Annotated in this window: 18 protein-coding genes; 13 read left to right on the top strand and 5 right to left on the bottom strand. The window is 33.0% G+C overall.

Annotated elements, in window-relative coordinates; all coding sequences use genetic code 11:
• Nucleotides 1–22: 22 nt before the first annotated feature.
• The 5 genes from EGX95_RS02805 to EGX95_RS02790 all read right to left on the bottom strand — a co-directional run bounded on the left by EGX95_RS02805 (nucleotide 23) and on the right by EGX95_RS02790 (nucleotide 6,917).
• Nucleotides 23–1,939 carry an ATP-dependent nuclease gene (locus tag EGX95_RS02805; protein ID WP_000034769.1) on the bottom strand — a complete coding sequence of 639 codons (1,917 nt, stop codon included), beginning with the start codon at nucleotides 1,937–1,939 and terminating at the stop codon, nucleotides 23–25.
• Nucleotides 1,932–3,755, bottom strand: coding sequence for an ATP-binding protein (locus EGX95_RS02800; RefSeq protein ID WP_001026698.1), 1,824 nt, complete (start codon nucleotides 3,753–3,755; stop codon nucleotides 1,932–1,934). Before EGX95_RS02800 ends, EGX95_RS02805 begins: the two co-directional genes overlap by 8 nt.
• Nucleotides 3,756–4,508: 753 nt before the next feature.
• On the bottom strand, nucleotides 4,509–4,670 hold the full coding sequence (locus EGX95_RS30165) for a hypothetical protein (RefSeq protein WP_012580650.1): 162 nt from the start codon (nucleotides 4,668–4,670) through the stop codon (nucleotides 4,509–4,511).
• A 153-nt stretch (nucleotides 4,671–4,823) separates the two neighbouring features.
• Entirely contained in the window at nucleotides 4,824–6,242 is a 1,419-nt protein-coding gene (spoVR, locus tag EGX95_RS02795; RefSeq protein WP_001202713.1) for a stage V sporulation protein SpoVR, read from the bottom strand.
• Between the two features lie 114 nt (nucleotides 6,243–6,356).
• Complete coding sequence (locus EGX95_RS02790) at nucleotides 6,357–6,917, bottom strand: nitroreductase family protein (protein WP_000214806.1); 561 nt, start codon at nucleotides 6,915–6,917, stop codon at nucleotides 6,357–6,359.
• A 232-nt stretch (nucleotides 6,918–7,149) separates the two neighbouring features.
• Here EGX95_RS02790 and EGX95_RS02785 point away from each other — a divergent pair, with 232 nt between their 5' ends.
• From EGX95_RS02785 to EGX95_RS02725, 13 genes are all read left to right on the top strand, one after another.
• On the top strand, nucleotides 7,150–7,746 hold the full coding sequence (locus EGX95_RS02785; protein ID WP_000276976.1) for a hypothetical protein: 597 nt from the start codon (nucleotides 7,150–7,152) through the stop codon (nucleotides 7,744–7,746).
• 125 nt (nucleotides 7,747–7,871) lie between these two features.
• Nucleotides 7,872–9,389: a spore germination protein gene (locus tag EGX95_RS02780; protein ID WP_000467478.1), complete on the top strand. Its 1,518-nt coding sequence runs from the start codon at nucleotides 7,872–7,874 to the stop codon at nucleotides 9,387–9,389.
• Nucleotides 9,386–10,468, top strand: a complete 1,083-nt coding sequence (locus tag EGX95_RS02775) for a Ger(x)C family spore germination protein (RefSeq protein ID WP_063246799.1) — start codon at nucleotides 9,386–9,388, stop codon at nucleotides 10,466–10,468. Before EGX95_RS02780 ends, EGX95_RS02775 begins: the two co-directional genes overlap by 4 nt.
• Nucleotides 10,469–10,484: 16 nt before the next feature.
• Nucleotides 10,485–11,594: a GerAB/ArcD/ProY family transporter gene (locus EGX95_RS02770; RefSeq protein ID WP_001095020.1), complete on the top strand. Its 1,110-nt coding sequence runs from the start codon at nucleotides 10,485–10,487 to the stop codon at nucleotides 11,592–11,594.
• Between the two features lie 45 nt (nucleotides 11,595–11,639).
• Nucleotides 11,640–12,152, top strand: a complete 513-nt coding sequence (locus EGX95_RS02765; RefSeq protein ID WP_000761037.1) for a PCYCGC domain-containing protein — start codon at nucleotides 11,640–11,642, stop codon at nucleotides 12,150–12,152.
• Between the two features lie 117 nt (nucleotides 12,153–12,269).
• Nucleotides 12,270–12,518 carry a YhdB family protein gene (locus EGX95_RS02760; protein ID WP_001195458.1) on the top strand — a complete coding sequence of 83 codons (249 nt, stop codon included), beginning with the start codon at nucleotides 12,270–12,272 and terminating at the stop codon, nucleotides 12,516–12,518.
• 165 nt (nucleotides 12,519–12,683) lie between these two features.
• Nucleotides 12,684–13,103, top strand: coding sequence for a disulfide formation protein C (locus EGX95_RS02755; protein WP_000532254.1), 420 nt, complete (start codon nucleotides 12,684–12,686; stop codon nucleotides 13,101–13,103).
• A gap of 12 nt (nucleotides 13,104–13,115) precedes the next feature.
• The gene (locus EGX95_RS02750; RefSeq protein WP_000738463.1) at nucleotides 13,116–13,535 is read left to right on the top strand and encodes a thioredoxin family protein; all 420 of its coding nucleotides are present in this window, start codon (nucleotides 13,116–13,118) and stop codon (nucleotides 13,533–13,535) included.
• Between the two features lie 72 nt (nucleotides 13,536–13,607).
• The gene (locus EGX95_RS02745; protein ID WP_001115394.1) at nucleotides 13,608–13,823 is read left to right on the top strand and encodes a DUF1540 domain-containing protein; all 216 of its coding nucleotides are present in this window, start codon (nucleotides 13,608–13,610) and stop codon (nucleotides 13,821–13,823) included.
• Between the two features lie 117 nt (nucleotides 13,824–13,940).
• Nucleotides 13,941–14,927: a LacI family DNA-binding transcriptional regulator gene (locus tag EGX95_RS02740; RefSeq protein ID WP_001140405.1), complete on the top strand. Its 987-nt coding sequence runs from the start codon at nucleotides 13,941–13,943 to the stop codon at nucleotides 14,925–14,927.
• A gap of 135 nt (nucleotides 14,928–15,062) precedes the next feature.
• The gene (locus EGX95_RS02735) at nucleotides 15,063–16,439 is read left to right on the top strand and encodes a sucrose-specific PTS transporter subunit IIBC (protein ID WP_000367325.1); all 1,377 of its coding nucleotides are present in this window, start codon (nucleotides 15,063–15,065) and stop codon (nucleotides 16,437–16,439) included.
• Nucleotides 16,440–16,455: 16 nt separating this feature from the next.
• Complete coding sequence (gene scrB, locus EGX95_RS02730; RefSeq protein WP_000049744.1) at nucleotides 16,456–17,931, top strand: beta-fructofuranosidase; 1,476 nt, start codon at nucleotides 16,456–16,458, stop codon at nucleotides 17,929–17,931.
• Nucleotides 17,928–18,869: a carbohydrate kinase family protein gene (locus tag EGX95_RS02725; protein WP_001246637.1), complete on the top strand. Its 942-nt coding sequence runs from the start codon at nucleotides 17,928–17,930 to the stop codon at nucleotides 18,867–18,869. Before scrB ends, EGX95_RS02725 begins: the two co-directional genes overlap by 4 nt.
• Nucleotide 18,870 lies beyond the last annotated feature (1 nt).

The following is an 18,870-nucleotide window of genomic DNA, read 5'->3' as shown; positions in this document are numbered from 1 at the left end:
TAAATGCTTTATTATTTTCTAATCAACTTATATCATTTATTTCAAAAATATATCCCAGCATTTTGTCTAAATTTAATTTAAGATCCTCTAGCATATCTGTATTCGGAGATAGTATTCCCTTCGGTTTTTCTTGAAAATGAATTTCATTCAAATTATTAAAAACAAAACGTGCTAATTCATTTTTATGAATAATGGTACCACTTGCCTTACTGATATTAGTTATACCTCTACTCTTTAAAATCTCTCCAGTACCTTGAGTATCACTAAATACATCCCATTCTAAACACTCTTGAACCCCTTTTATTTTAGATACTGAATAAGAAGCACGTCCTGTGTAAAAATCCTTAATTAATTGAGGATGACAATAATTTTCTAATTCTTTACCTTTTAAAACCCACAAGTTAGTTACCTCAGAGTAGTTATCCTTTGTAATCTCTTCAGATATATGAGTATCTTTAATTTTTGTATTTAATAAATTAACTTTATTAAGCTCTGCAGCAATTCTAAGTAACCTCAGAAATTTTTTTGAGGTATGACTAGCATTGTCTGAATCAACGATTACAAATGGATTAGGATTTACTTTTAAAACCTTTAATAAATTATCCTCTTCTATATGTTCTATCGGTATCTCATCTTCATTAAAAGAAAGGTGAGATATATTACTACCACCCGTCATTAAAATTGTATAATGTAAGCCCTCAATTAAATTTCCTACTTTATGGTTTTTTTTCTTATACAGAGGAAGATAATGTTTTAACCATGAACGAATCCAAAACATTTCTGATGGTCCCTCTACCCATACTACTACATTGCATAATAACGCATCTCCAGGGATAACGCCTAAATCATTACACAATTCTCGAAGTGCTAAAGCTCCCTCACCTTCCCTTCTAAAAAAGTTTTCAAATTTACACATGCCATCTTTTTTATTAAATCGATATAAAATATCCTCTCCTTTAGCAGTCTCCATAACAGGGGCAGAATGCGTAGCAATAATATACTGTGATTCCCCATGGTTTCTAATTAAATTGATTAATAACCTAACTAATCCTGGCTGCAAGTGACTCTCTATTTCATCTATAATAATTAGATCTTTTTTACTTCTAATGATTTCAATAAGTAATATATATAACATTGTGTAACCAGTACCAACTTCTTGAGAGGAAAATTCCATATCTTCAAATGTAAATATCAATTGTTTTTTTGAAATATCCGCCCTTATTGCGCTAGGTTCATCCAAATTGAAGTATTCTTTTAACCATTCACGAACTTGCTTAGTTGCTCTTGTTATCTCACCTGGATGTTTCCTTTCATTAATCCAATTAATCAAATCTGAACCATTTTTATAAAAAGATGATTCTACGCGATCAAAAGAGCGAATAGAATCGAATACTAAAATTCTTCGTTTTATCTCTTGAAATAGTTTACAAATTAATGCTTCAATTTGATCTTTAACTAGCCCTAGCTGATCTAATAAAGAATTTCTTTGTTTAAATTCAAATCTCATTTTAGATTCATTAAATTGATGAGAATAATCATCTTTATTAGCTAAGTACATACAACATAAAAAATTTCCATTGATTTTTCTAATTTCAAAACATAGACCAATTTCATCCAGATTTAATAAACTTATTAAATCTGGGTCTTGAAATTCTTCAAATACTTTCGTATTAATATTAAACTTCATTACTATTGCCTTATCTGTATCCAAAGCATGAAAATCATTATCACAAAAATAATCGTTAACATTAAATTGTTCCGTAAATTGATGTATATTATCTATTGTAAAAACAGATAAAACTCTAGCAATTAAAGATTTCCCGCTATTATTAGGTCCAACTAAAAAACAAATATTATTAGAGTCCGCTAGATAAAGGAGACATTCTTCATTAAACCCTCTATAATTCTTTAATGATATACTGTTAATAATTTTACTCATCTTCTTTAACTTCCCACCACTTCAATATTGTATCCTTAATATCGTATTTTACAAAATTACTCCACGCATCGCTAAATGAAACATCACTAGAATTAGGCAATGGATTTGGAAGATCAATTGCAGCTTTAATTGGTATAGGTACACATTCACCAGCAATTAACACCTCACCATTTTGGAAAAAGGGAATCATACTTGTCAGAGCATTCAAATGATCTGGAAGTACCTTTCTTATAAAAGTTTGATCATCTGGATTTGTTACTCTCAACACAAAAAAGTTAGAACACTGCGAAACAATTGTAGTTGATAAATCCGAAGGACGTTGACTAATGATTAATTGTGAAATACCATACTTTCTCCCTTCTTTTGCTATACGCTCAATATATCTTTTAGGAAGTTTTGTTATGGAGGTTGTATCCCTCGGAATATAATTATGTGCCTCTTCAAAAACAAGATATAATGGAATTTTTTTAGGATCCTCCTCCCAAATTTTAAATTCAAAACAAATTCTAGCTAACATCCCAATAATAACAGGGGTGATCTCTGAAGGTAGACCAGAAAGATCTAAAATAGTTATCTGCTTTTGTTCAATATTAGCTGGAATACATAAAATATCACTCAAATACCCAATAAAACTTTCCGATGAATTATGATTCTCAGAAAATAAAAAGTTAAACCTTCTATCATTTCTTATACTCTGAAGCTTTTCAATAACCTGATTTAACTTATTGTAATAATTCTGATCTTGAATAACATAATCATCAATCTGTTTATCTTCTCGCTTAACTTTTTTACTCCCTGTACTTGGTAAATACTCTTGAATATCTTGCTTAAAAGTTGATATATTATCTGATTTCCACAAAGTTTTTTTATTCAATAATTTTAATTCTTGGATAAGTTCATCAATACTAAAATACAAAGGTGAATTTATATTAATCTTTGGGATTTCACCTACGTTATGTTCCACTTTAGAGTGTTCATTTTCTTTTAACTTTAAAATTTGTTCTTTCAATATTCTAATTCCATCATTATTTTTTGTTAAATCGATATCCCCTAAGAATACTGATTGGAACTCCTCAAAGTTTAAAAACCAATACGGTAAGCTAAAATCATTAGCAGAAAATTTATTAACTCTATGATTAAAATCATCAGAAGAAAAAGCAGCTGAATATTCATTATGTAAATCAAAAAAAACAACATGGCTATACCTATGCGCTCTTAATAACTTTTGTAAAATACTAGCTACAGTGCAAGATTTCCCCGAACCTGTTGAACCCAAAATTACAGAGTGTTTACTTAAAAATTTATCAGTATGTATAACAACTTCTTCCTCTTGAATACTGGACATATGTCCCACTCTTATCCCTTGACCTTCCAATGCAAATAAATCTTTTTTTTCTTGAGATGTTAATAAATAGCACTTAGAATTAAATTTTGGATAATGTCCAATCCCTCTCCTAAAACTTAATTTTTCTTTTATTCTTTGATCCTGATAACCTATAATTTTAGCAATTGCTATCGCTTTTTGTTTTTTTGAACTAATTATATAAGGGGCCCCAGTCTTCTCTTGATCCTCTACCTCCGAAACTAATTTAACTTCTTCAAAAATAGCATAATGAAATGCATCTGTAGCAGGATCACCAATTAAAAAAATATCTCCTACAGTTCCAACAAACAACTTAAGCACTGTTTGTCCATCTCCAACAATTCTCTGCTCCAAATTACTTTTTAATAATTCCTGTTTCATTTCTACAATAATATCCATACCCGATATGGAAACAACTTGACCAAAATGTTCTTCTTGAGCACTTATATTCATGACATTCTCCCTTAAATATAGTTAATTACTCTTATATATCCTTACCAAATTTTATCATAGATTAAGATTTCTTTTTCATACCATAATTAAAACTATTTAAATTACCCCATTCTAATTACTCTAAACTCACATAACCAATTCGATAATTATAATTTTGGAGAATTATATCTTAAAAGTATTTTATATGATATAGAGAATATGAGCTAAATTCTTAAAATGCTGGAATCTCAACAATTTAATTACCTTGTAAAATTCAAATTATAAGCTTAACCATCATAAAAATCCTCTTCTTCATGTGAAAATTTACCTATCCTCTCCAAATATGCTTCCTATTATAAGAAAAGACTGCACCTTTATTCTCTATGATCTATATATAAATTTTTCGGAATATCCAAATACCTAACCCTTTATAACTATAGTTGTTCAATACATCCCCCTTATGAATTGTAATCCCTAAATAGATCACTTCTCACTAAACTTCTTTTCAGATCTATTTGACTCCTTCACTCAATCTCTCTCTGAACAAAATTGAAATATCTATAACAATCAAAGATTCATTATTTAACATTTATTTCATTTCTATAAATTTATATATAAAAATATTATATACAGAAAAACATATGTTTTAAAATAAGAAATAAACAAAAATAAATAGAAAGGATGGAGACATATCTATGGTAGAAATTATAATAATAGCCCTAAACCACTTAAGCTGGAATATACGGCACAAATTCAGGTTGGAAAATATAATAATTATATAACTTTTGACTGTCTAACTGATGAAAAAACAATAAAAATAACTTCCCCTGAAGAAGCTGAGCTGAATTTTTTCTTTAACTCTGAACAAATAGAAGAACTAAAGACAAGATTATGGCAAAAAACAAGTTTAGAAAAAATCCCCAATAAAATAGCCATTGAAAATCGTTCTCCTGAAAATTCATATTTCATAGAACTATTAAATAGAGAGGACGACATAAACTAATTCGTATTAAGCACTGCTTTTATTTTGCATGCACTGCTTAGTTGAATACAAAAAGACGCCACTACATCATATAGTGGCGTCTCTTATCACACATACTTCCGATGCACCATCTTCCCATCATAAGAAAACACAACGCCCTTACTCTCCACAATCGACTCCATATGCACTGTTCTTCCCCACAGCTGATGAAGATATGGTAATACCTTTTCTAAGTATTTTAAATCGAGCTCGATTCCTTCGTAACTATGCTTAATATACAATTCTCCGTTCTTTAAGTAGTCTCCGTCTTCTACTACTAAGTACGGGAAGCCGCCATTTGTACGCATATTTACGAGTTGATCACGTACATGTTCCCACTCTTTATCTATTACTTTATATTCTTTTCCTTGGCGCTGGAATAAGTACATATCTTCTCGCATAACAAGATCTTTATTTAAATAGTTTCTTAGGAACGATACATCCCATTCGATTTCGCGTACTTCAAAGATTTTGTCTCGACCAGATCCTGGTTTTACGCCGCGTCGTTTCATTTCTTCAGTAGGGTTATTGTAGCGCTCCTCTATATCTTCAAACATTTTAATACCTAGGTAGTATGGGTTAATACTCGTTTTTGATGGCTGAACGACGCCCGCATTTAATTTTGCAAATTCGATTGCTTCATCAGATGTTAAGTCCATTTCGCGAAGTATGCGTTGATGCCAGAAGGATGCCCAGCCTTCGTTCATGATCTTCGTTTCAAGCTGCGGCCAGAAATATAACATTTCCTCACGCATCATCGTTAATATGTCCCGCTGCCAATCTTCTAGCTCACGGCTATATTCTTCAATAAAGAGGAGTAAGTCTTTCTCTGGTTGTGGTGGGATTTTCTTCTTTTTACGAACATTGGAGCGTTCCCTCTTTTTATTGCGATCATCTAAATTCCATAAATCATCGTATTGCGATACCTTTTTCTTTTCTACTTCTTCCTCTTCTAAATCATCAATACTCCATGCAAGTTTTGGACGCATGAGCGACGGATCAATATGCTCTTGAATGGCAAGTACAGCATCTAAAAATGTTTCTACCTCTTCTTTTCCGTACTTATGCTCATATGCTTTCACCCGTTCAGCTGTCGCTGACATACTTTCTACCATATCTCGCTTCGTATTTGAAAAACGAATATTATTTTTAAAGAAATCACAGTGCGCTAACACATGCGCTACGATTAATTTATTTTGAATTAACGAGTTCGTATCTAATAAAAAGGCATAACATGGATCAGAGTTAATAACGAGTTCGTATATTTTACTAAGACCTAAATCGTATTGTAATTTCATTCTGAAAAACTGTTTTCCAAAACTCCAATGTGAAAACCGCGTCGGCATCCCATATGCACCAAATGTATAAATAATTTCCGCTGGACATATTTCATAACGCATCGGATAAAAATCAAGCCCAAATCCAGTCGCAATTTCCGTAATTTCCGCAATTGCATATTGCAGTGCTTTATCGTCACTTGCTCTCATTATTTTCCCTCCTTACACTTTCCCTTAAGAAAGTGTATGATTGAGAACAAGCTTTCATGAGGATTGATTGCATAATAAAAAGACACCCTCATAAAAACGAGAATGTCTCATCTATTAACCTTCAATAATCTCCATCTTCTCCGTAATCGGCGTACGAGCTTTTCCTTCTGGTGCTTTATCGAAATAGCCAAGGTGAAGAATTCCAATGATACGTTGACCTCTAGTTAAACCGAGTCCTTCTATAAATAGTGGATTGTAGTTTAATCCGCCTGATTTCCAAACACAACCTAATCCACGTTCCCAAGCAAGAAGTTGGAAGTTTTGCATAAATGCACATGTTGCAGCGTAATCTTCGTCACGTTGAATTTGACGTGGGTCTTCATTTATATATACAACGATTTGTGCTGGCGTGCTTAAGAAACGATCCGATAAAATTTTACCGCGTTTCGCTCTTTCTTCTTCTGTGAAAGAGTTTAATACTGCATCTACCAATTTCTTACGACCTTCTCCAATGTATAATTTACAATTCCATGGTTCACGATGTTTATGATTCGGTGCCCACGTTGCGTCGTTTAATAGTTCAATTAACAACTCTTTGTCTACTGCTTTATCTGTAAATGTACGAACAGAACGTCTTTCTTTAATCACATTTGCGATGGAAGTATATGTAGTCATATTTTTCTCTCCCTTATTTTTATCTATATGTATACGTTTATTATTGATATTGATTTTCAATTTCGATTATACCCTAGTTTTTCACTATTAATCAATGTTTTATGTTGGAAAACTTCCAAAAACGTCATTTCATACTGTGAATAAAAAAACTTGATTTGTTCACAAGCATTTCACATTTTATGGAAATGATATGTGTACAGTTTTCCACATTATCCATCTAGGAGGAGTTTACATGTACAAAAAAATCGCAGTAAGTATGTCTATGGCAACATTATTATTCGGTGCAACCGTCTTCCCTACTTTCGCTGCTACGCCAAAAGAAGTCACATTGCATCATCATAAACCAATTTCAGAAGAAGAAATGCAGTCGCTTGAAAAACTCGGCTATAACAAACATGAAATTTGGAAAGCTGCCCACATTGCAAAAATGAGTAAAAAAGAAATTAAAGACGTTTTAGCTTACTATAAGCAAAATAATTCTTGGGAGAAAACAGCAGAGCATTTCGGGGTAGATCCAAGTAAGTTGAAAAAGCATCATATGAATAAAGAAACAAAAAAAGCACTACTGCAACAATTAGCAAATATGCAAAAATCTACACCAGACGGGCTAAAACAAAAAATGAAAGAATATAATATCGGATTACGTCACCTCACGGTATTAACAATCATCTCTCAAAAAAGTAATACTCCCCTTGATGATGTACTAAAAATGAAAAAAGACGGAATGGATATGAAACAAATTGCAGAAAAATTAAATGTAAAAAAAGAAGATATACGAGCAGAAATGATTAAATTAGTGAAGTCTATTAAGGAAAAGAAAACAAATTAATACGCCAAAAAGGAAGAGTTTTTCAATACTCTTCCTTCTCTTTATGAACTTTCAATTTTTAAGTATAAATTCCCGTATTTCCCAAAAACTAACACAAGAAAATGATATATGTTAGGGGTGAGAAAATGTTCGGTTTATCATCTAAGAAATCCAAAAAAACTAATCCAAAAACACTTTGTTCTATTCCAGAATTTATAGAAAGTATGACAGAATCTAGCGATTTTGTCTCTTATAACGTACTTGAAAATGAAACATTATGCTTGTTTTATTATAAATCTGTCGTGGAAGCACTTATTATTAAACAATTTATTTTAACTCCTCTAAAAAAGGAATCGGATCGAATCCAAAACATCTCTGATTTGTGTAATATCGTCTCTATTGAAGATATTGTTACCTCCCCTTCTATTGATGATATTCGTGAGAAATTATTAGGTGGATATATTTTAATACGCTTAAAAAACAATTCGAATCCCGATCAATATGCTTTAATTCGTGCCGAAAGTACTGTTTTAGGAATACGATTAAATAACGATACAGAAAATGAATATAGCGTAATTGGGCCTAAAATCGGTTTCGTTGAAAACCTTGATACAAATATACACTTATTACGCCGAAATATTGTAACGGAGCAACTCATATTTAAAGAAGTGACCGTCGGAACTATGTCAAAAACGAAAGTAGCAGTTGCTTATATAGAAGGCATTACAAATGAACAATTTATCAACACCGCAATACAACGGCTAGAAGACATTGACTTTGATGTCCCATTTGACGCAACTATGATTGAGCAATTTATTAGTGATAATAGCAATTCACCTTTTCCTGTTCTATTGCCTACAGAACGATTAGATCGGGCTGTATTTGCGTTAATTAACGGTGAAGTTTTAATTTTAACAGATGGCTCTCCATATGCTTTATCAGGACCAACAACGTTACTAGATTTTTTCATTTCACCAGAAGATTATTATTTACCGTGGATGATTGGATCGTTCTTTCGTATTATTCGTTTTTTCGGAGCTATATTTTCTCTTTTTTCCTCCGCTATTTATACAGCGGCTTTAACGTATCACTATCAAATGATTCCTGCTGATTTACTAGGTCCTATTATTTTCTCAAGAGCGAACGTACCTTTTCCACCTATTCTAGAAGCACTCTTTTTAGAAATTACAATCGAATTGCTTCGTGAAGCGGGAGCACGTTTACCGACAAAAGTTGGACAAACAATTGGTATTGTTGGTGGGATTGTAATTGGGCAAGCATCTGTTGAAGCCGCTTTAACAAGTACAATTTTATTAATTGCAGTTGCTTTATCCGCTCTTGCATCTTTCACAACACCAACTGTAAAAATGTCTTCTACTATCCGGTTGTTACGGTTTCCACTTATTCTTTTAGCTGGTGCATTTGGTGGATTAGGTCTTATTGTCGGGTTTGTATTTATTTTAGCTCATTTAATTAAATTAAAATCACTTGGATCACCTTATTTATTACCTTTATATCCATTTCGTGGTTTAGGTACAGCAGAAGGTTTTCTTCGATTACCATTTAGTCAAACGGCACAAAGGCCTTCTTTCCTTAGACCAAAATCAAAATGGCGCTATAATCCAAACAAAGTGAAGCAAAAACGTGATGGTGATAATGAATGAAAAAACTCTTATTATACATTATTATTATCTTTTTCATTCTACAAACTGGCTGTATACAAACGTATATAGTGGATACACAGCGTATTATTCATATCGTTGGATTTGACATCACAAAAAACAAACAATTCCAAGGAACTATCTTATTCCCAGAATACACACATGGTGTAAAGTCTAAGCCAGAGACGCAATCAACATCTGCTCGTTCACTTGAAACAATCGCTTCACGATTGAATGCTAAATCTCCTCACAATGTTGTTGTAGGTCAAATGCGTGTCGTCCTATTTGGAAAGGCTCTAGGAGAACGCGGAATGGGAGAAATTATTACTAACTTACAACGTGATCCAAATATCGGACGTGATGTACAACTAGCAATTGTAGATGGAACGGCCGAAGAGCTTTTAAATTACGGAAAAAAAAATGGTTCTTTATATATTGCTGATTTACTCGAGCAAAATATAAGAAATGAGAACATTCCACAAACCGAATTAAACATTTTTTTATATAATTATTACTCTTCTGTATGTGATGCCTATGTTCCTTATATTAAAATGGACGATAATCATTCTGTCGCTGTCAAAGGACTTGCCTTTTTGAAAGGCGATAAAGTCGTTATGTATACGGATAAAAGACATTCTGTTTTAGCAAAATTACTTATTAATCCTACGAAAAATGGACGTTACGAAGCAGCAATAACAAAGGATAAACATAAAGGTATGGTTGTTATACAAAACTTAGCTGGTAAAAATAAATATGATATAGATCAAACTGGCGACATACCAAAAGTAAAAATCCATTTAAAATTAAATGGTTTAATTAAAAACTCTCCTAATTGGATTGATTTAAGAAAAGAAACAAATATCAACTATATAAAGAAACAAATTGAACGAAATGTTGAAAAAGACTGTGAAGATTTAATAAAACAATTTCAAAAAAAGGAAATTGATCCTTTAGGCATACGCGATGAAATTAGAAGTCATACGAGAAAATGGAATATAAAACAAATTCGAAATATGTATAAAAACGTAGCCGTAGATATAAATTTAGACCTTAATATTGTACAATCTGGAATCGGGGAATAGTGAGGTGAAATAAGCAATGAATACAATGAATAAAGCAAAGACAGTCTCTCCATACTTTGCCTTTATATTATTACATTCGCTTCAAATTGGAATAGGAGTTCTTGGGTATCAACGTGTAATTTTAAAAAACGCTGGTTATGATGCCTGGATTTCTCTTATTATTGCGGGGATTGCAACCCATATTGTGCTGTTTTGTATGTTAAAAATGTTAGAAAAAGATGGAGATTTAATTAGCATTCATACAACAAGTTTTGGAAAATGGTTTGGCTCTATATTTTCTGTCATTTTCACTCTTTATTGCTTATTATTTTGCCTTACTGTTCTTCGTACATATATGGAAGTGATACAAGTTTGGATCTTCCCTACCATTAAGTTATGGAAACTTACCCTTATGTTTTTATTAGTCACTTACTACATTATAAAAGGTGGGTTCCGTTCTGTGACAGGGATATGTTTTTGGGGTATTGTACTTCCTCTTTTCGTTGTATTCTTTTTAGTCTATCCAATGAAATACGCTCATTTCCGCAATATTTTACCTATTTTTACACATTCACCTTTTGACATGCTTATATCTGCAAAGCAATCTGCATTAGAGTTTCTCGGCTTTGAAACAATCCTTATCTTCTATCCATTTATTGAAAAAGGTAAGTCTTTAAAAAGATGGGCTCATGCAGGAATTTTTTTTAGCACTTTGATTTATGTAGTTTTAGCTATTGTATCTTTTATGTATTATAGTGAAGGACAATTAAATCATACTATTTGGCCTACTTTAACGATGTTAAAAATAATTAAAGTTCCTTTCATTCAACGGTTTGAATATATTATTATTTTTGTTTGGTTTCTGATTATTTTGCCAAACCTTTGTTTAACTATTTGGTCATCATGCCAAACGATGAAGCGTTCATTTCATATTTCATTTAAATTTACATTACCGTTTTTCATTTTCATCGTTTTTACAGCTTCTTTATTTTTTAAAAACCGTGAAAGTATCAACACATTAAATACAGTCCTATCTCAAGCTGGTTTATACATTGTATACGCTTATATCCCAATTTTATTTCTATTCCATTCACTACGATGGCATTTCAAAAATCGGTCAAAAAAATCTTCACCCGACACACCATAATCTCTGATACAATTTGATTAATACATTTGTAAAGGGGACAAGCGAATGAAAAAATATGTATTTTCTTTACTTGCAGTACTAAGCTTAATTCTTGCTGGATGCGGAAGTACTAGTACAAATGACCAAAAATCTTCTGAATCAAAAAAAGAAGAACATGACCATGCATCGCACACTCAGCAAGCTGACATTCAAGAGAAAACAAAAGGAGTCGACACACTTCCCACCTTCCTAGACAAGCTTGATCCACAAATGAAAGATATCTACACTGTCGCTGGACAAAATGCAGAACTATTAGATTGGATTCCATGTTACTGCGGTTGCGGTGAAAGTGTAGGACATAAAAATAATAAAAATTGTTTTATTCGTGAAATTAAAAAGAATGGTGAAGTTGTTTGGGATTCCCATGCAACGACTTGCGTCAATTGCCTAGAAATCGCAGTTGAATCTGCTTCCATGAAACAAAAAGGAAAAACAACGCTTGAAATTCGTAACTATATCGATAATAAATACAAAGAAGGCTATGGCAAACCAACACCTACGCCAATGCCAAAAGCTTAAAAAACGAGGAAACACCTCGTTTTTTTTCATTCACTTTTTTTCTTAACAAATTCTTTCAAGTGTATTTCTCCTTACTTATCACACACTATATATAACTCTCGGTAAGGAGGGTACACAGTGCAAACATATAACGACTATGATAAAGCTCTCTATTACACGTATTGCTGTAATTGGGATAAATTACTCGTTCTCATGGTTCAAACGAACGATCAATTATTTTCTAAGCGTATTGAGCATTTTTTACACGCTTATCAATACAGTAAAGAACTGCCAGAAGTTGATAAACAATTGCAGCTCCTATTTCAATATATTGACCACGCATCCCAAAAGTCACATATAGAAGAAGTAGAGCAAATTCAAATGTAAACTATAGCGCTATTCTCTTCTGGAGAATAGCGCTTTTTTTAAATGTTCATATCAATAAAAGTTTCCTCTTATAAAACTTTTATTGATAAACATATTTTTTCTTTCTTTTCTGTACCACTTCATACTATAATTTAGTATGTAACTATTATAAGAGAGGTATAAAATATGGGACGAGAAAAAAAGCAAGAATATGCTTTATTTACCGCGTGGGGAGCTTCTTTTATTGCTACACTAGGAAGTCTATACTTTTCCGAAATCATGAAATTTGAGCCTTGTGTCCTTTGTTGGTATCAACGTATTTTTATGTATCCATTCGTTTTATGGCTCGGTATCGCTGTAGTAAAAAAAGACTATCGCATCGCAAATTATTCTTTACCAATCGCAAGTATTGGTGCTTGTATTTCTTTATATCACTATGCAATTCAAAAGATCGCAGCATTTTCGGCTGCAGGGGCAGCTTGCGGCCGTGTACCATGTACGGGAGAATACATAAACTGGTTCGGCTTTGTGACAATCCCGTTTTTAGCACTTATCGGCTTTATTACAATCGCTGTTTGTAGCTTTATTGTCATCAAAAACAAATAAGGAGATGAAAGAATGAAAAAAATGCTTATATTTGGCGGTATTATTATCGTCTTATTTGCGGCAATCTTTGCTGTAACACAAATGGAAAAGAAAAGCGCATCAACAGATGAAAAAGGTTACTACTCAAATAAAATTTCTCTTGAGGATCTCAATAAAAATATAGAAGATAAAAAAGAACAAACGATTTACTTTTATCAAACCTCTTGTGTTCATTGTCAAAAGGTCTCTCCTACTGTTGTACCTTTAGCAAAAGATTTAAATGTTGATATGAAAGTAATTGATATTGAAAATTTAAACGAGCCTTGGGATAAATACAATATCCAAGGAACACCAACAATTATTCATTTTAAAGATGGTAAAGAAGTAAGCCGTATTAGCGGCGAACAATCAAAAGAAAAGTTCAAAGAATGGTTTGAACAAACGAAAAAATAACGAGAAAAGGAAACTCCTTCTACACATGAAATGGACGTAAAATTCCAAACTAATGTATAAGGAGGGGGTTTTATGCCAGAAGTAAAATGTTCTGTTTCCAATTGCTCATTTTGGGGACAAGGTAACTTTTGTCAAGCAAGTGCAATCATTGTTCAACCAGATGCTGAAGAAACGGGTTCGAATACAAATGATTCGTATACAAGCGCAGTTTTAACAAACGAGACGCTAGAAAGTTCTGTAACAACGAGTGTAGAAACTTGTTGTCATACTTTTAAACCAAAATATTAACAATTATTCCACCTCATATACGTGAGGTGGTTTTTTCTTTCCCCCTTCTTATTTACGTCTTCTCTAATTCTCCCTATAATAAAGTTAACATTTTTATGAATACGAAGGTGAAATACTATGGCTAAAACAATTGCAGATATCGCCAAATTGGCTGGAGTTGCAAAAAGCACAGTTTCTCGTTACTTAAACGGTGGATATGTAAGTGATAAAACAAAACTTAAAATCGAAAGTATTATTCAAGAAACAAATTTTTCTCCCAATACATTTGCTCAAAGCTTAAAAGCAAAAACAACAAATTTAATTGGTGTTATTATCCCCCGATTAGACTCCTTCGCTACAATGAAAACACTTATCGGGATTGATAATACGTTACAGGAAAATAACTATCAAATGCTTGTAGCAAATGCAAATCAAACAATTGAAACTGAAATACAAGCAATGGAAAACTTTATAAAGCAAAGAGTAGCTGGCATTATTTTATTAACCAAAACTTTAACAAATAAGCATCAACAAATTATTGCTAATTCAAATATCCCTATTTTATTCGTTGGGCAAGAATATAAAGATCAATATTGCCTCGTTCATGATGATTATGATGCAGCTTATGAGTTAGGAGCATACGTGTTATCACAAGGTCATAGAAATATCGCCTATTTAGGAGTAGAAAAAGATGATATTTCTGTTGGTATAAATCGAAAAAACGGTTTTCAAAAAGCCATTGAAAATTTAGAACCAACTTGCAGTGTTTGTTATTACGAAACATCTTTCCAAATAGAAGATGCCATGAAACAAGTACAACATATTTTAGATAATAATCGCCCAACTCTTATCGTATGTGCTACAGATAATATCGCTCTTGGCGCAATGAAAGTTATTCACTCCCACTCCCTTTCTGTACCAGGTGATATTTCTGTAACAGGATTTGGGGGATATGATATTTCAGAAATGGTACACCCTAGCTTAACGACAATTGCGTTTGACTATGAGTATGCTGGAAAGCTTGCTGCCACTTCTCTTTCACAGCTTGTTGAAAACAAAACTATACCAAAAATATTACACTCTCGTTATACATTAAAAATCCAAGAAAGCGTTGACAAAATATAAAGGCGCTCTATAATAAAATTAAAACCGGTTCCACATTTTAAAAACAGGATTTTCAACATCATTTCCCTGTTTTTTATTTTAACTTATTACGGAACCGGTTCCATAAAAGAGAATTTATAGTAAGGGGGAATTTTTATGGATATGAAACAAATTGCAACTCAAGTATTACAGAACATTGGTGGAAAGGAAAACATTGTTCGTGCCACACATTGCGCGACTCGCCTTCGTCTTATATTAAAGGATGATACGAAAATAAACGCTGCAGAAATCGAAAACATCGATGGAGTAAAAGGTGCTTTCGCAACGACCGAGCAATATCAAATTATTTTTGGAACTGGCATAGTAAACAAAGTATATGATGAATTCTCAAAACTAATTGGGATAGCCGAACTAGATTCTACAACATCAAACGATATACCTAAGAAAAAAATGAATCCTATCGCCCGCCTAGCAAAGACACTATCCAATATTTTTGTTCCAATTATTCCAGCTATCGTCGCAAGCGGTTTACTTATGGGTCTACTCGGAATGTTGAAAGCGTTTAAATTAGTTCCTGGAGATCACTCACTTATCCAATTACTTGATATGTTCTCAAGTGCAGCTTTCATTATTTTACCTATTTTAATTGGAGTGAGTGCCGCTAAAGAATTTGGTGGAAATATTTTCTTAGGTGCAGTTGTTGGTGGTATATTAACTCATCCAAGCTTAACAAACCCTTGGACTCTTTCAAATGCAAAACCAACTGTTTTACATTTCCTTGGTATGGATATTGATATGATTGGCTATCAAGGTACTGTTTTACCTATTTTATTATGCGTATATGTTATGAGTACAATTGAAAAAGAACTTCGAAAACGTGTTCCGAACTCTTTAGATTTATTAGTTACACCATTCTTAACAATTATTATAACTGGCTTTTTATCACTTATTATTATCGGACCAATTGGATATAAAATCGGTGACGGCATTACGTACCTTTTAAATACAATTTATCAATTTGCAGGACCAGTAGCTGGACTTATATTCGGCGGATTGTATTCAACAATCGTTCTTACTGGCTTACATCATAGCTTCCACGCTATTGAAGCGGGCTTACTTGCAAATAAAGATATCGGTGTCAATTTCTTACTCCCTATTTGGTCAATGGCGAACGTTGCACAGGGCGGTGCTACTTTAGCAGTTTATTTCAAAACAAAAAACAAAAAAACGAAAGAAATTGCAATTCCCGCAGCAGCCTCAGCATTTTTAGGAATTACGGAACCAGCTATTTTTGGGGTCAATTTAAAACTTGGTAAACCATTTATTGCAGCCGCTATTGGCGGCGCAATTGGAGGCGCTTACGTTGTTTGGATGCAAGTGGCGGCTAATGCATACGGTTTAACAGGTATTCCGATGCTTACAATTGTTGCACCTCTTGGCATGATGAACATGATTCACTATATAATTGGCTTCACTATTGCAGTTATCACTGCTTTTGTTGCCACATTCATTTTATATAAAGAAAGTAAATAATAACGGGGTAAAAACTATGTCAAAATATAAAACAATACTGCAATCTAATAAAGACGAATTACATTCTTTATATGAAATTGCAAACCAAGATTCATGGAAACCAATTTATCATATCCATCCACCATTTGGATTAATGAATGATCCTAACGGTGTATCATACTACAATGATGAATATCACGTTTTTTATCAATGGTATCCATTTGGTCCCATTCATGGAATGAAGCATTGGGGGCATGTGAAGTCAAAAGACCTTATTAACTGGGAGCGTATGCCTGTAGCCATCATCCCTACTGAAAGCTATGAATCACACGGTGCATATTCTGGTAGTGCTATCGTAAAAGATGGCCTTCTTCATTTACTTTATACAGGGAATATAAAAAATCCTGATGATTCCCGTGATGCAAAACAATGTATGGCAACAATGGATTCACAATATACGATGACGAAATATAGTAATAATCCCGTTATTGATATAATTCCTGACGGATATACAAAACATGTACGTGATCCAAAAGTCTGGAAACATAATGATATGTACTATATGTTACTCGGTGCCCAACGTGAAAATAAAACAGGAACTCTATTACTATACAAATCACAAGACCTATACAATTGGCATTTCCAAGGCGAAATTACAACAAATTTAAAAGAATTTGGATTTATGTGGGAATGCCCCGATTACTTCCAATTATCAGGGAAAGATGTACTTCTCTTTTCACCGCAAGGAATTGAAAAAGACGGAGAAAACTTTCACAATGTATACAATGTCGTTTATGCTATAGGCCATTTCGATATTAAAAATTTATATTTCCATGTTGATTCCTATTACGAAGTTGATAAAGGATTCGATTTTTATGCTCCTCAAACTTTAGAAGACTTTACTAGTCGTCGCCTATTGTTTGCTTGGGCAGGATCAAGTGAAATCACATATCCTTCTGATGATTATATGTGGGCTCATTGCCTAACAATTCCACGTGAATTAACATTAGAAGATAACATCTTAAAACAAAAACCAGTTTCAGAATTAACAAAACTACGAACAACAAAAAAAGAAATCTCAGGAGATATAACAGCTGGATTAAATGTATTATCAACGCTTGATGATGAAGGCTCCTACGAATTAATTGCTTCCCTTAAAACAGAAGATGCAAAGTGTTTTGGGCTTTCTCTCTTCCACAATGAGGAGGAATGTTTTCCAATTACATTTAATCGGGAACAAGGTACTATTTCTATAGACAGGGGCAACTTCTACCATCAATTTGGCGGAGAATATGGATTTGAACGCTGTAAAAAAATCGATATTCAAGATACGATAGAACTACAAATATTTGTAGATAAAAGCATCGTGGAAATTTTCTTATATGATGGTTCAACAGTCTTTACTTCCCGAGTTTTTCCTCGAAAAGACATGAAACATCATATCGCAATCTTTTCAGATGCAAAACTAAACTTTACCATCACACAATATAAGCTGAAAAGAGGAATTATATGAGAAATGTCTTTTGTATAGGTGAACTATTAATTGATTTTGTGTGCCGAAATACTAACGTTTCTTTAGTAAACGGTTCAGATTTCGAAAAAAAAGCTGGTGGAGCACCCGCTAACGTTGCTGCTGCAATTACAAAATTAGGTGGACACGCTACATTTATGGGCCAAGTAGGAAACGACCCATTTGGTGATTTTCTTGAACAAACTTTACAGCGTGCGCAAGTCGATACTTCCATGCTCATAAAAGATAAACAAACAACACTTGCATTCGTATCCATAGATCAAGATGGCGAACGTGATTTTACTTTTATGCGTGGTGCAGATGGTGAATATCAATTCAATAGCATTAATTTATCAAAAATACAAACGAATGATTTAATACATTTTGGTTCAGCGACAGCTTTACTATCAAGCCCATTAAAAGAAACGTATTTCCAGTTGTTACAATATGCGAAAGATAACGGCCATTTTATTTCTTTTGATCCAAATTATCGAAGTGCACTCATTACAAATACAGAACAATTCTCTCAAGATTGTCTAACCTTTATAAAACATGCACACTTCGTAAAAGTAAGTCAAGAGGAGGCTACTATGCTCTCTAAAGAGAGTGATTTACAACAAGCTGCTCTCAAATTATTAAATTATGGCGCAAAAGTAGTAGCTATTACACTTGGAAAAGACGGTACCCTTCTAGCGACAAATGAAGGTCAAACCATTGTCTCTTCTATTTCTATTCAACAAGTCGATACAACTGGTGCTGGTGATGCTTTCGTCGGAGCAATGTTATATCAGATTGCCCAAAGTGAACACACACTTTCGTATCATTTCAAAGACTTAACAGCGTTTATCTCCTTTGCAAATAAAGTAGGCGCTATCACATGTACAAATTACGGTGCAATTGCCTCCCTTCCATCATTAACAGATATAAAAGCATACGACTAAT

Origin of the sequence: Bacillus sp. FDAARGOS_527, from assembly GCF_003812125.1 — a bacterium.
Taxonomy (GTDB): Bacteria; Bacillota; Bacilli; order Bacillales; family Bacillaceae_G; genus Bacillus_A; species Bacillus_A paranthracis.
This window is presented reverse-complemented; position numbering and strand designations above follow the sequence as displayed.